This is a genomic window from Micromonospora sp. WMMA1949 (assembly GCF_027460145.1).
Classification (GTDB): domain Bacteria; phylum Actinomycetota; class Actinomycetes; order Mycobacteriales; family Micromonosporaceae; genus Micromonospora.
Map to the genome: position 1 here is coordinate 2,745,163 of NZ_JAPZBG010000001.1, position 13,609 is coordinate 2,758,771.

The following is a 13,609-nucleotide window of genomic DNA, read 5'->3' on the forward strand; positions in this document are numbered from 1 at the left end:
TCGCGTACGCCACGGCGGGGGTGTCCTGCGGGACGCCCTCGCCGTGCGGCGTGCCCACCGGGAGGGAGTGACCGGGCCGCGTGGCCGTGGAGATGAGCCGGGACCGGTTCGAGGAACTGGTCGGCGAGGCACTCGACGAGGTGCCCGAGGAACTGCTCGGGTTGATGAGCAACGTGGTCATCCTGGTGGAGGACGACCCGCCGCCGGGTGAGGACCTGCTCGGCCTGTACGAGGGGCACTCGCTCACCTCGCGCGGCTGGGACTACTCCGGCGTGCTGCCCGACCGCATCCTGATCTACCGCAACCCGATCCTGGCGATCTGCGACACCGACGACGACGTCGTCGACGAGGTCGCGATCACCGTGGTGCACGAGATCGCCCACCACTTCGGCATCGACGACGAGCGCCTGCACGCCCTGGGCTGGGGCTGACCGGCCCTCGGCGCGTCCCCGCTCGGCTGATCCCGGCGGTTGCGCAGGTCCCCTAACCTGCGGATCAGGCAGAACCCGATGCAGGAGGAAGACCCATGCGTAGCGCGCTGTTCTCCGCGGAGAACCTCGAGAAGGAGTCCCAGCAGCCGGGCATGCGGTTGCAGAACTCCAAGATGCTGAAGATCGAGCTGAACGGCGAGGCCATGGCCCGGGTCGGGTCGATGGTCGCCTACCAGGGGCAGGTGCAGTTCCAGGCACTCGGCTCCGGCGGCATCGGCAAGTTCATCAAGCAGCGGCTCACCGGCGAGGGCGTGCCGCTGATGAAGGTCTCCGGGCGCGGCGACGTCTTCCTCGCCGACTTCGCCAAGGACGTGCACGTCATCGACCTGGAGCCGGGCGACGCGCTGTCCATCAACGGCTCCAGCGTGCTGGCGTTCGACTCGACGCTCCAGTACGACATCAAGATGGTCGGCGGCGCCGGTTTCGCGTCCTCATCCGGCCTGTTCAACTGCGTCTTCACCGGGTACGGCCGGATCGCCATCACCACCAAGGGCACCCCGGTGGTGCTCAACGTGGACGCGCCGACGTACGTGGACCCGCAGGCGGCGGTGTGCTGGTCGGCGAACCTCCAGACCGGCTACCACCGGGCCGAGCAGCTCGGCCTCGGCACGCTGCTCGGCCGCAGCACCGGTGAGGCGTTCACGATGAGCTTCGCCGGTCAGGGCTTCGTGGTGGTCCAGCCCTCGGAGGAGCCTCCGGTGGCCGGCAGCGGCTCCCAGCAGCAGGGCGGCGTGCTCGGCGGCCTGCTGCAGTGACCTCCCGGTGCCCGGGGCGTCCGCCGAGGTCGCCCCGGGCCGGTCAGGTCAGCTCGCCGGACCGCAGCCGGGCCACCCAGGCCGCCGCGTCGGCGTAGTCGGCATCGGTGAGCCCGGGCGGCACCGGCGTCTGCTGGTCACCCGCCGCCGTGCTCCAGCGGTGCCGGGGGTACGACCCCAGGAACCGCACGTCGGCGCAGACCCGGCGCAGCCCCTGCAACGCCTCGCCGAGGCGTACGTCGGCGACGTGTCCGGCGCAGTCCAGGAAGAACACGTAGCGGCCGAGCGCCTCGCCGGTCGGGCGGGACTCGATCCGGGTCATGTTCACGCCGCGTACCGCCAGCTCCATCAGCACCGCCAGCAGCGCGCCCACCCGGTCGTGCGCGAGGCACACCGCGAGCGAGGTGAGGTCGTCGCCGGTGGGCGGCGGGGGCGGCCCGGGGCGGGACACCAGCGCGAAGCGGGTCACCGCGTCCGGGTGGTCGGCGATCTTGTCGGCGAGCGCCGCCAGCCGGTGCCGGGTCGCGCCGATCGGGGCGCAGATGGCGGCGTCGTACTCGCCGCCGGCCGCCCCGGCCGCGGCGGCGCCGTTGGAGAGCACGTCGACCACTGTGGCGTCGGGCAGATGCTCCCGCAGCCAGCCGCGGCACTGGGTGGACGCCTGCGGGTGTGCCGCGACGGAGCGGACGTCGGACAGCGTGGTGCCGGCGCGGGCGGCGAGCACGAAGTCCACCGGGAGGACCACCTCGCGGGTGATCACCAGCGGGTCGCCCTCGACCAGTTCGTCGAGCGTCACGCCGACCGCGCCGCCGATGGAGTTCTCCAGCGGCACCAGCGCCGCGTCCGCCTCTCCGGCGCGTACCGCGTCGAGCGCCTCACCGACGCTGCGGGCCGGTGTACGGTCCCCGCGCTCGGCGGCGGGCACCGTACGCAGGGCCTGCTCGGCGAAGGTGCCCTCGGGGCCCAGGTAGACGAAGCGGGTCGGCGGTGTTCCGGGCATGCCGACCAGCCTACGCACCTGGCGTGCCGTCGCAGGCCAGGGTACGGATGCCGACCGGCGCCAGGGTCCGCACCTCGACGCCGCACACGTCGGTGCCGGCGGTGACCAGCCTCGGCGTGCCGGTCTCGCCGCGCGTGACCACCTGCAACTCCTCGTGCCCGGTGACCGCCAGCACGGTGTACTGCCAGCCCTCGGCGCACAGCGGACCGGTCGCCACGGTCACCTTGACGTCGCGGGGCAGTACGCCGGCGGATCCGCGCAGCAGCGCGACGATCCGGTCGCCGGACGGCCGTCCCCGGCAGGGCGCCGCCGACACCGGCACGGCCGGCGAGAGCGTGGGTGCCGGCGGTGGCACGGGTGCGGCCGAGGTCGCGCTCGGCGTGGGCGTGGCGGACACCGACGGGACCGGGAGCGGCGTGGCGGCGGCGGACGGCGCGCGCAGCTCGGGCGGGGCGCCGCAGGCGGTGAGGGCGAGCAGCGTCAGCAGCGCCAGCGGGCGGTGGCGGCGCCGGGGGTGTGGGGTGCGGGGCACGGGGGCGTCCTCGGGGCATCGAGGGGTGTCGTCGTGTGGTGGGGCCGAGGCCATCGTAGGAGGATGAACCGGCCCGGGTGAAGGGCGCCGGGTCCGGTCGCGGATCAGACCGCGGAGAGGAAGGTGAGCGAGCCGGCCACCGTGCCGTCGGTGAGCACCGGCGTGGAGATGGCGTCGACCGTCCTTCCGGCGTCGGAGCCGGGCCCCTGCACCCGCAGCAGACCGCGGGCGAGCCGCCCGGAGTGCAGCGCCAGCAACGGCGGGATCTTGTCGGTCTCCTGCTCGGTCAGCTCGCTCGGGCTCGCCGTGAAGTCGACCAGGCGCAGGCCGCCCTCCAGCAACGGCAGACCGATCACGTCGTCCGGAGCGCCCAGGCAGAGCAGGTCACAGCCGGACGAGGAGATCGCCACGACAGTGGTGCCGGCGTCGATCAGCAGGCACGGCTCGGCGGCCCGGGAGACCATGCCGGACCAGTGCCCGAAGTTGTCGGACTCCTGCTCGGTGGATGCCGCGGGCGCGAACACTTCCGAGAGTGAGAGTTCGACGTGGGCCACCGCGCCTCCTATGTACACCGACGGTCTGTCCACGCTAGCCGGTCGGTGCGGCGGAAGCATCGGCTGCCGGGCGGCCGGCGACGGCGCGGACCGACGGAACCAGTCGGGGGCGGTGCCGTGGGCCGCGTGGCGTCGCCGGAGACGTTACCGGCGGGCGGCCCGCTTGTCAGCGGCCGTTCGGCCCTCGTCATACCACCGGTAGTCGGCGGTTGGACGGTACGTGCCGTTGAACCACGTGGCCGGCGCCTGGGCGACGCGGGAGAGCTTCTCGGCGGTGGCCGGACTGATCCGGTTCCCGCCGGCCACGAGCAGGCGGTCCAGCTCGCGGTGGGTGGCCATGAGGCAGTCCTTCGGCAGGCCGTAGACGCTGATCACCCCGGAGCCGACGAACGTCAGCACCGGGGTGACCGGGATCGGCAGGCCGACCGCGTCGGAGAGCGCCTTGCTGGCCCGCTTGGCGTCCCGGCGCGCCTCCGCCACGTACGGCGGGCGCTTGCCGTTGATCTGCACCACGTCGCCGGCGACGAGCACGCGGGCGCGGCCGTGGTCGGCGATGGTGACAGCGAACAGACCGCTCGGGCCGATCGCCAGGAAACCGGCCCGGTCGTCCCGGGCGCGGTCGAACAGCATGTCGGCGGGATCCGTCCGGGGCCACTCGATGACGTGCCAGGCGGGACCGAGGTGGTCGAGTTGGCCCAGGGCGCGGGCCCCTGCTGCTTCCAACCGGCGGGCCCCCCGCTCCGCCCGGCGACGCCGGGCCCACTCCAATGGAGTCGGTCGGGCCGGCTCGAGCACCGAAGTGGCCTCGACCCGGGAGTGCGGCACCGTGCGGGGCGGCAGTGCCCTGCTCGGTACGGCCTGGCGAGCGGGAAAGACAGTCATCGCGACCTCCGGCAAAAGGTCTCTCGAAGTTATGTCTCCACTACCCTACGTTGCGCCCCCGGGGGCTCGGCAAGTTGGACCGCCGGAGTGAGTGCGGATGAATGCCATATTCATTCACACTTCTTTTCCGGATGGTGCGCAAGCCTGCCCTAGGCTGCGGAGGTGACCCACTATGTGGACAGCGAAGTCGCCCGACTCGGGACGGTACTGCTGCACCGCCCGGGACCGGAACTGGCCCGCCTCACCCCACGCAACAACGACAGTCTCCTGTTCGACGCTATCCCATGGGTGGGACGCGCGCAGGAGGAGCACGACGCGTTCGCGGCGGCGCTGCGCTCCCGCGGGGTGGAGGTGCTCTACCTGGCCGACCTGCTGGTCGAGACGCTCGCCGTGGCGGACGCCCGGGCCGAGCTGACCGAGCAGGTGCTGCGGTCCCGCCGGCTCGGCCACACCCTGCGGCGCCGGGTCGCCGACCATCTGACGTACCTCGACCCGGCCGGGCTGGCCGACGTGCTCACCGCCGGGCTCGCCCACGAGGAACTGCGCATCGGCGCGGACCGGCCCGGCGGTCTGGTCTGGACGCTGATGGACCGGCACGACTTCGTCATCGACCCGCTGCCCAACCTGCTGTTCACCCGGGACTCGTCGGTCTGGATCGGCGACCGGGTCGGCGTGACCAGCCTGGCCATGCCGGCCCGGCGGCGGGAGACCACGCTCACCGACGCGATCTACCGCTACCACCCGCGCTTCGTCGGCACCGAGTTCGTCTACCACCCCCGGCTGGAGCACCTGGAGGGCGGCGACGTGCTGCTGCTCGCCCCGGGGGTGCTCGCGGTCGGCGTCGGCGAACGCACCACCCCGGCCGGCGCGGAACGGCTGGCCCGGCAGGTGTTCGCGGCCGGCCTGGCACACACCATCCTGGTGGTGCCGATCGCGCAGGAACGCGCCACCATGCACCTGGACACGATCTGCACGATGGTCGACGTCGACGCCGTGCTGATGTACCCGAACGTCGCCCACGAGCTGTCCGCGTACACGGTCATCGCCGGCGCGGACGGCGACGACCTGCGGGTCGACGGCCCGGCGCCGTTCCTGCGGGCCGCCGCCGACGCGATGGACATCGACCAGCTCCGGGTGATCGACACCGGCCTCGACCCGGTCACCGCCGAACGCGAGCAGTGGGACGACGGCAACAACACGCTCGCTATCGCGCCCCGGCTGTGCGTGGGCTACGAGCGCAACGTGGAGACGAACGCGCACCTGGAACGGGCGGGCATCGAGGTGATCGCGATTGCCGGGTCCGAGCTGGGGTCCGGGCGGGGCGGCCCGCGCTGCATGTCCTGCCCGCTGGTGCGGGAGAAGGGCGGGGCCGCCTGACCCGGAGGCGTCAGCGCAGCGTCAGCTGGCGGCCGAGCAGACCCTGGCGGGCCCGGCGGCCGGCGGCGTCGAGCGGCTCCTTGTCCGCGACCGCCTCGGCGTAGCGCTTGGCGAACTCCGCCACCGGCGCCTCCCACTCGGCGGCCGGGGTGTCCTCCGGCAGGTCCCAGACCGGCGCCAGCCGTCCGTGCGCCCGGAACATGCCCGCGAACTTCGTGTCGTCGCCGAGCGTCAGGGCCCCCGCGGCGGCGAGGCGGGACAGCGCATCCAGCGCGGTGTCCTCGTCCTCCGGCAGGACCAGGCGCACGTGGGCCTTCTCCGGCACCTGGCACCAGTACGCGGCCCGCGCGGCGGCCAGCTTCACGGTCGGGTAGATCGCCGAGTTGGCCCGCTCCAGGGACGCCTGCACGTTCGGGTCGTCGGCGGCGCCCGGGTCCAGCCAGAAGTCGAACCCGTCGTGCATGGTGATCTCCAGCGGGCCGTCCACCAGGATGTCCTGGAGGCGGGGGCCCGGCCCGGGCAGCGGCGGCACGCTCACCTGGCCGCCCGGCTCGGTCCGCAGCGCGGAGATCAGCGCGTCGGCCAGGTCACGGGAGACGTCGCCGGACTGCTGGTGCCGCTGCAGGCCGATGAAGACCCGGCCGTCCGGCTTGGTCATCGCCGGGGCGGCCATCGGCAGCACGGTGGCCAGCGTGACCGGGCGGTCGCCGTACTCCTCGATCAGCTCCGGGGTCAGCCGCAGCGGCGCGGACGCGGCCGGGACCAGCTCGCGCAGGGCGATCCACTCCGGCTCGTCGGCCAGGCCCTCGAACGGCCGGGGGACGAAGACGTCGCGCACCTTCTCCCGCTTCGGGGTGGCCTCGCCGGCCCGCTGGTTCTTCCGACGCTTGCTCATGCGCCCGCTCCGCTCCGCTCGCCCATGGCGAGACAGCCTAGATGCCGGGCCTCGGCGGCGGGGGCCGGACCCGCCCGCCGCGTCGGTCAGCCGGCGGTGACCAGGTCCGGCCGGTGCGCCGGGACCGGGTCGAACCGGGCCCACACGCTCTGGCCCAGGCCGTCGCGCTCCACGCCCCAGCCGCTGGCGAGCCCGGCGACGATGTGCAGCCCGCGCCCGTCGGCGGCGTCCGGCGCGGCGGTACGCATGCACGGGCCGGCACCGGATCCGCCGTCGGTGACCCGGAGCTCGACGCTCGGCCCCTGCCCGGTCGGGTGCAACCGCCAGGCGACCCGCACCACGCCGCCGGGCAGGGCGTCGGCGTGCCGGACCGCGTTGCCCACCAGTTCGGCGAGGACCGCGACCAGGTCGGCCAGCAGGACCGGGGGTACGACACCGGTCAGCTCGTCGGCGAGCCGGTGCCGGGCCAGACGCGCGCCGGTGGGGTCGTGGGGCACCACCACGCACCACGACCGTTCGGCCGAACCAGTCGACACGTCGTTCCTTTCCCGCCCGTGAGCGCCCCGGTCAACCCCGGGGCAGCCGCACCTCTGCGACCGTACCGCCACCGGCTCTGGGCCGGAGGGATACCCATCCGTTCTGCTGTTCAACGATCTGGCGGACGAGATAGAGACCGAGTCCGGCGCCGGGGTAGCGCCGGCGGTCGCCGGACTCCCCCTGCCAGAACCGGTCGAAGGCCCGCTCGACGTGTTCCGGACGGATGCCGATGCCCCGGTCGGCCACCCGGAACGAGACGGTCCGTTCGTTCGCCTCGGCGGTGATCTCGATCGGCGTGTCCGGCAGCGAGTACTTTCCGGCGTTGGTGCCCAGTTCGGTGAGCACCGTGGCGAGGCTGTGCCGGTCGCCGAGCGCCTTGGGCAGGTCGGTGGGCAGGTCGAGGGCGACCCGGTGCCGGACGTCCGCCGGCAGGTCGGCGACCGCCGCGCGCAGCGCGTCGACCAGGTCGAAGGGCGCGGCCGGCTCGCCGCCGGGACGGTTCTCGGTGGCGGCGGTCAGCAGCCGGTCGACCAGGCGGGCCAGTTCGTTCGCCCGTTGGCCGATGATCCGGGCGGCCTGCCTCCGGTCGCTGTCGCTCAGCGAGTCCCAGTGGTCGGTGAGCGTGTCCGCGTACCCCTTGATCACGGTGACCGGGGTGCGCAGCTCGTGGCTGGTCACCGCGACGAACAGATCGCGGTCGTGGTCGCGGCGCTGCTGGTCGGTGGTGTCGCGGAAGCTGACCACCCGCAGCGCGTTCGGGCCGGGCAGTTCGCCGGAGGTGATCCGCAGCCAGCGGCCGTCCGGCAGCCGGTGGTCGAGCACCTGGCCGGGAGGCGGCAGCGGGAACGGCAGCGGACGGCTCAGCGCCTCGTCCGCGGGCCGGCCGGTCACCTCGACCGCGGCCGGGTTCCAGAGCCGGACCCGCCCGTCCCGGTCCACCACCGCCAGTCCGTCGGCGAGCGCCGCCACCACCGGGCCGTCCCCGTGTACGGGCAGGCCGGTCTGATCGCCGTACATGTGGGCGATGCACGCGGCGACGTAGCCGATGACGGCGCGTTGCGCCGGCTGCGGCGGCTCATCGAGCGGGTAGAGCGCGTGCAGGCTGCCGACGGTGAGCCCGCCGATCTCGGCGCGCGCCACGATCATCCGGCAGAGGCCACGGCCGACGACCTCGTCGGCGAGCGCGCCGGGGATCGCGTCGACCCGGACCTCCCGCACCGGCGGACCGGCGAGCAGGCAGACGGTGGCCGGGTCGCTGGGGGGCAGCGGACGGCCCAGCACGAACTCGGCTCTGCCGGTCGCCGCGATCACCCGGCCCCCGGCCGGGGTGAACTCCACGAAGACCAGGCCGGCCGCGCCGACCGCCGGTTCGACCTCGCGGAGCAGGCGGGTGAGCACGGCGAGACCGGACTCGCCCGAGTTGATCATGTTGATCACTGCGGTGTGGCCGGCGATGAAGGCGGGGTAGTCGGTTCGCTCCGGCATGTCCCGAGTGTGCCGCGCCGTCCGCGTCCGGGACACCCCCGGCCGGTCGACCGTTCCCGGTACCGATCGACGGGACTCACCGGCCCAACCGGGCCAACGCGTGGGCCGGCCGGTCCGTGATCACCCCGTCCACGCCCGCTTCCAGCACGAGTTCCAGATCCTCCGGCTCGTTGACGGTCCAGACGTACACCGCGTTGCCGGCGGCGCGCAGCGCGGGCACCAGGCGCGGGCGGGCCCGGACCAGGTCCACGCCGGGGCCGGCGATCCGGGTGCCGAACGGCAGCCGGCCCAGCGGCAGCAGGAGGCGCGGCAGCACCTCCAGCAGCAGCACCGTGGGCAGGGCCGGGGCGAGTTCCCGGATCCGGCGTACGGCGAGCGGCGAGAACGACATCACCGTCACCTGGACCGGATGGTCCGGGCGGGGCTCGGCCAGCCCGTACCGGCGCAGCATCTCGACCAGGCGGCGCTCGACCTCGCCCCGGTAGCGGGACGGGTGCTTGGTCTCGATCAGCAGCCGGACCGGCCGCCCGGCGCCCAGCACCGCGTCGAGCAGCCGCTCCAGCGTGAGCAGCCGGGTGTGCGACTCGTCCAGCGGCGCGTCGTCCTCGGCGAGCGTCGCGGCGCGGTGCCAGGAGCCGAAGTCCAGCGCCTCCAGCTCGGCGAGCGTCCGCGCGCTGACCAGCCCACGGCCGTTGCTGGTGCGGTCCAGCCGACGGTCGTGCACGCAGACCAGATGCCCGTCGCGGGTCAGCCGGACGTCGCACTCCAGCCCGTCCGCGCCCTCGTCGAGAGCGCGCAGGTAGGCGGCGAGCGTGTGCTCCGGCAGGTCGTACGAGGCGCCGCGGTGGGCGAAGACCAGGGGGACGGTCATGGCCGCGTCACCCGGCTCAGGCGACCCGGCCCGGCTGCCCGTCGTCGGTGACCACCGGACGGCCGGCGGCGGCCCAGTCGCCCATCCCGCCGTCGACGTTGCGGACCTGGTCCCAGCCGTTGCGCATGAGGTAACCGACCACCTGGGCGGACCGGCCGCCGGAGCGGCAGATCACCGCCACGTCGCGGTCCTGCGGGATCTCGGCGATCCGGGCGGGCAGCTCGGTCATCGGCAGGTGGTGGGCGGCCGGCGCGTGGCCGGCGGCCCACTCGTCGTCCTCGCGGACGTCGAGCAGGTAGACGTCGTCGGGCACGGCCGACGCGGGGACGCTGGGTAGTGAGGCTCCGAACACGGTGACCAAGCCTAGTCGCACACGCCGCTCACAGCCGGTTGACCCAGCGCGGGTTGGCGCCGGCCCATTCCGGCACGCGCGTGTCGCGCAGCGCGGTGAACAGCCCGCCGCCGCCGTTGTCCAGGACCACGTACGAGACGCCGTCGATGGTCTGCGGGTAGGAAGGCACCTGGACCCCGCGCAGGGCGTCCGCGGGCAGGCCGCGCAGCGCGAACAGCAGCTCGTCCAGGGGTACGCCGTTGGTGTCGACAGTCAGCGCCCCGCCTGCCGCGCGCAGCACCCGGTCCAGCTTGACCGGGTCGCTGCGCAGTCGCGTCTCGCCCGCCCGGTCGAGCATCGCCCGCAGCATCTGCTGCTGGTGCCGCTGCCTGTCGAAGTCGCCGCCGGGCAGGTCGTAGCGCTGTCGCACGTAGTCGAGCGTCCGCGCGCCGTCCATCTGCTGGCAGCCGGTGTCGAACTGATGCCGGGTGTGGATCGAGCGCACCGGCGTGTCCACGCACATCCGGATGCCGCCGAGCTGGTCGATCACCTGCTTGAAGCCGGAGAAGTCGACGAGCGCGGCGCCGTCGAAGCGGACCCCGGTGAGCCGGCTCAGGGTGGCGCTGAGCAGCCGCGCGCCGCCCTCGCCGCCGCCGCCGTGCTCGTACGCGGCGTTGACCTTGTCCTGGCCGCCGGGGAAGCCTGGCGCCGGGGGGAGCGCCACCAGCAGGTCGCGCGGTACGGAGATCAGGTACGCCTGCCGCATCCCGGCCGGTACGTGCACGATCAGGATGCTGTCGGAGCGCTGGTCCTCCGGGTTCGCGCCGGGCCGGTGGTCCGAGCCGATCAACAGGTAGTTGAGCGCGCCGTCCAGGTCTGTCCGCTTCTTCCGGGCGGCCGGGTCGAGCAGTTGCTCCTTGGCGACGGTGCTGTCGTAGCGCGAGGTGAGCCAGTGCAGCCCGGCGACGCCGAGCGTGGCGAGCAGGACCAGCACGAGGCCGGTGCCGAGCAGGAACCGGGCCCAGCGGGCGGGTCCACCCCGCCCGCGTCGGTTCCGTGCTGGCCTGGACGTGACGATCCCCCCGTAGCCGCGACATGAGACCCGCTCACGTCAGGCTACGGGGGGATCGGCCGACCGTTACCGCTTTCGCGCAGGTCAGCGGGTCATTTCCGGGTGGAGAGGACGTCCGGGTTGTTCACCACGAAGTCGGCCAGCTTGTCGTTCTTGACCGCCTTGAACATGTCCATCGTCGTCTCGTTGAACGTCTCCCGGCCGTTGTCGTTGCCCGCGAAGGTGCCGCCGTTGGTCCGCAGGGTGACCAGGTCGTTCCCGTTGAGGTTCTTGAGCGTGAAGATGAAGTTGGCGATCGGCACGCCGCCGGTGTCCAGGACGAACGCCTTGCCCGCTGCCTTCATCAGCGAGTTCAGCTTCAGCGGGTTGGTCAGCATGCCGCCCTCGGTGGCCTTCTTGGCCATCGCCTTGATCAGCTGCTGCTGGTTCTGCTGCCTGTCGTAGTCGCTGTTCGGCAGGCCGTAGCGCTGGCGGGAGTAGTCGAGCGCCTCCCAGCCCTCCATCTCCCGGCAGCCCTTCTTGTGCACCACTGCCTTGTACGGCTTGCCGGTCTTCTTCGCGTCGGCGTTCCACATCGGCTTGCCGTCGACGTACGACATGTGGTGCGACTTGACCTCGTGGCTCACGCAGATCCGCACCGAGCCGAGCGCGTCGATCACGCTCTTGAAGCCGCCGAAGTTGATGATCGCGGCGCCGTCGAAGCCGATCCCGGTCATCGACTTGATCGTCTTGGCCATCAGCTGCGCGCCGCCCTCCCAGCCGCCGCCGTTCTGGGCGCCGTGGAAGAAGGCCGCGTTGATCTTGTCGGTGCCGCCCTTGTAACCGCTCTTCTCGAACGCCGGGATACGCGCCTCGGTGTCCCGGGGGATCGAGATCAGGTACGCCTGGTCGTGGCTGGCCGGGATGTGCAGGATGATGATCGTGTCCGACCGGACGTCGTCGGCGGCCCAGCGCTCGCGGGCGTCCACACCGAGCAGCAGCATGTCGATCGGGCCTTCGAGGCTGTTGCCGCCCTCGGCCTCGCTCTTGCCCGCCCCGCCGAGCAGGTTGCGCTGGGCGATGTTGTCCGTGGCCTGGCCGATGACCGCCTTGCTGCCGACGATCGCGACGCCACTGGTCACCATCAGCACGGCGCCGAGCACGAGCGTGAGCTTCGCCCAGAGCGGGTCCTTGCGCTTGGTGCGCTTCTTCTTGCCACCGCCGGGACCGCGACCGCCGGAACCAGGCTGTGTGGGGATGACCGGAGGGACCCGCCCGGATGATCCGGGTGCCGGTGACTGCGGGCGACGGCTGGTCTGGACCGACATGCGTGCTCCAGCTCGGTGATCGGGGGCGGGACCACTTTACGTATCTGTTCCCGTTCTCGCGACCTCGTAGGCTCGCAATTCCCGTCAATACCGGCCACCGTTCCCGGGTTGTGGCCGAACGGGCAGGGGTAAGGAGCCGGTCGGCGGTTGGCCTCCGTGGTGGCGAGGCTCTAACGCGCGGTACCGGTCGTGTCGTGCCGGCGTCAGCCGCCCGCGTTGTCGCCCGAACCCTTCTTGTTGGCCTGCATCCACTCGGCCATCCGGTCCGCGGCGATCGCCTTGTACATCGCCAGCGCCTTCTCCCGGTCGGAGACCACCACCGACTGGCCGTCGATGGTCTGGCCGCCCAGGTGCGGGCTGGTGACGAACGTCAGGTTGTCGCCCCGCAGGCTGCGGAACTGCACTGCCATGTCGGTCAACGAGAATCCCTGGTCGACCGTGACGGCGGCGGTCACCGCCTTGAGGAAGTCGTTCAGCTTCTTCGGGTTGGTCAGCGTCCCGGTGCTGGCCGCCTTGTCCATCAGCGCCTTCAGGAACTCCTGCTGGTGCCGCATCCGGGCGAAGTCGCCGTCCGGGAACTGCTTGCGCTGCCGGACCCAGTCCAGCGCCTCGGCGCCGTTCATGTGGTTCACGCCCTTGGTGAACGTCCGGTACGGCTTGTGGATCGAGGTGATGGTCCGCTCCACCTTGAGGTCGACCCCGCCCAGGGCGTCGGTGACCTCCTTGAAACCGCCGAAGTCGATGGCCATGACGTGGTCGATCCGTACGTCGGTGAAGCACTCCACGGTCTTCACCGCGAGCGGCAGGCCGCCGAACGCGAACGCCGCGTTGATCTTGTTGCGTGACCCGGAGTCACAGGACGCGCCGGCGCTCTCCGGGATCGGCACGTACAGGTCACGCGGCACCGACACCAGGTAGGCGCTCTTGTGGTCGGACGGGATGTGCATGACGATCACGGTGTCCGCGCGCCACTTGCCGGAGCCGTCGACAGGGGCGTCCGGATCGCGCGAGTCGCTGCCGACGAGAAGGATGTTGAACGCGCCGTCGACCTGCTTGGCCGGCCGTCCCCCGGTGATCCCGGCGAACGGGTCGGTGCGGGCCAGGTCGTCGTCCAGGTTGCGGGCGTAGAACCAGGCGCCGAGGCCGCCGAGCAGCGCCAGCACCAGCACCGCCACCCCGGCCACCAGGCCGATGCGCCCCCAGCGCGGCCGAGGTCCACGCCGCCCGGACCCGCCCGGCCCACCGCCACCCGGGCCACCGGGACCGATCGGGCCGGCCGGGCCGCCGGGACCGCCGGAGCGGGGCGCCTCGTCGTGTGCGGGGTACCACCTGGCTTCCGAGGGGCGGGCGCGCCCGGTGGCGGCCCGGTCGGAGCCGGGAACCGAGGCGCGGCCCGCGCCCCGGCTGAGGTGTCGGGGGATCGGGGCGCCGGCAGACGAGGTCGCTGACATGTAACCGAGGGTAGGTCGGCCGGGCCACCGACGCCCTCGTACGCGCGCCGATGTCAGCCGCGTCCCCGG

At 72.8% G+C, this 13,609-nt stretch carries 15 protein-coding genes; 3 read left to right on the forward strand and 12 right to left on the reverse strand.

Annotated elements, in window-relative coordinates; all coding sequences use genetic code 11:
- Positions 1-86 precede the first annotated feature (86 nt).
- Together O7607_RS12965 and O7607_RS12970 are read left to right on the forward strand one after the other, a co-directional pair.
- The gene (locus O7607_RS12965) at positions 87-431 is read left to right on the forward strand and encodes a metallopeptidase family protein (RefSeq protein ID WP_181726620.1); all 345 of its coding nucleotides are present in this window, start codon (positions 87-89) and stop codon (positions 429-431) included.
- Between the two features lie 95 nt (positions 432-526).
- Positions 527-1,246 (forward strand): AIM24 family protein, encoded by a 720-nt coding sequence (locus tag O7607_RS12970; protein ID WP_269703427.1) that lies wholly within the window; start codon positions 527-529, stop codon positions 1,244-1,246.
- A gap of 43 nt (positions 1,247-1,289) precedes the next feature.
- Here O7607_RS12970 and pheA read toward each other — a convergent pair whose 3' ends face one another.
- The 4 genes from pheA to O7607_RS12990 all read right to left on the reverse strand — a co-directional run bounded on the left by pheA (position 1,290) and on the right by O7607_RS12990 (position 4,214).
- Positions 1,290-2,246, reverse strand: a complete 957-nt coding sequence (pheA, locus tag O7607_RS12975) for a prephenate dehydratase (protein WP_269703429.1) — start codon at positions 2,244-2,246, stop codon at positions 1,290-1,292.
- Between the two features lie 10 nt (positions 2,247-2,256).
- Positions 2,257-2,832, reverse strand: coding sequence for a hypothetical protein (locus tag O7607_RS12980; RefSeq protein ID WP_269703430.1), 576 nt, complete (start codon positions 2,830-2,832; stop codon positions 2,257-2,259).
- Positions 2,833-2,882: 50 nt separating this feature from the next.
- Positions 2,883-3,332, reverse strand: coding sequence for a hypothetical protein (locus O7607_RS12985; protein WP_269703432.1), 450 nt, complete (start codon positions 3,330-3,332; stop codon positions 2,883-2,885).
- A 144-nt stretch (positions 3,333-3,476) separates the two neighbouring features.
- Positions 3,477-4,214, reverse strand: coding sequence for a hypothetical protein (locus O7607_RS12990; protein WP_269703433.1), 738 nt, complete (start codon positions 4,212-4,214; stop codon positions 3,477-3,479).
- A 162-nt stretch (positions 4,215-4,376) separates the two neighbouring features.
- Here O7607_RS12990 and O7607_RS12995 point away from each other — a divergent pair, with 162 nt between their 5' ends.
- Entirely contained in the window at positions 4,377-5,591 is a 1,215-nt protein-coding gene (locus O7607_RS12995) for an arginine deiminase (protein ID WP_269703435.1), read from the forward strand.
- Positions 5,592-5,601: 10 nt separating this feature from the next.
- Here the strand turns inward: O7607_RS12995 and O7607_RS13000 are convergent, their stop codons facing one another.
- The 8 genes from O7607_RS13000 to O7607_RS13035 form a co-directional block, all read right to left on the reverse strand.
- Positions 5,602-6,486, reverse strand: a complete 885-nt coding sequence (locus O7607_RS13000; RefSeq protein ID WP_269703436.1) for a DUF5926 family protein — start codon at positions 6,484-6,486, stop codon at positions 5,602-5,604.
- Positions 6,487-6,572: 86 nt separating this feature from the next.
- Complete coding sequence (locus O7607_RS13005; RefSeq protein ID WP_433496231.1) at positions 6,573-6,989, reverse strand: ATP-binding protein; 417 nt, start codon at positions 6,987-6,989, stop codon at positions 6,573-6,575.
- A 64-nt stretch (positions 6,990-7,053) separates the two neighbouring features.
- Entirely contained in the window at positions 7,054-8,508 is a 1,455-nt protein-coding gene (locus O7607_RS13010; protein ID WP_269703440.1) for a sensor histidine kinase, read from the reverse strand.
- A 76-nt stretch (positions 8,509-8,584) separates the two neighbouring features.
- Positions 8,585-9,379, reverse strand: a complete 795-nt coding sequence (locus O7607_RS13015) for a glycerophosphodiester phosphodiesterase (protein WP_269703441.1) — start codon at positions 9,377-9,379, stop codon at positions 8,585-8,587.
- Between the two features lie 16 nt (positions 9,380-9,395).
- A complete protein-coding gene (locus O7607_RS13020; protein ID WP_013289303.1) occupies positions 9,396-9,731 on the reverse strand; it encodes a rhodanese-like domain-containing protein in 336 nt (111 codons plus the stop codon).
- A 28-nt stretch (positions 9,732-9,759) separates the two neighbouring features.
- Positions 9,760-10,704 carry an LCP family protein gene (locus O7607_RS13025; RefSeq protein ID WP_442929480.1) on the reverse strand — a complete coding sequence of 315 codons (945 nt, stop codon included), beginning with the start codon at positions 10,702-10,704 and terminating at the stop codon, positions 9,760-9,762.
- A gap of 170 nt (positions 10,705-10,874) precedes the next feature.
- The gene (locus tag O7607_RS13030; protein WP_269703443.1) at positions 10,875-12,089 is read right to left on the reverse strand and encodes an LCP family protein; all 1,215 of its coding nucleotides are present in this window, start codon (positions 12,087-12,089) and stop codon (positions 10,875-10,877) included.
- Positions 12,090-12,292: 203 nt separating this feature from the next.
- A complete protein-coding gene (locus O7607_RS13035) occupies positions 12,293-13,540 on the reverse strand; it encodes an LCP family protein (RefSeq protein WP_269703444.1) in 1,248 nt (415 codons plus the stop codon).
- Between the last annotated feature and the right edge of the window lie 69 nt (positions 13,541-13,609).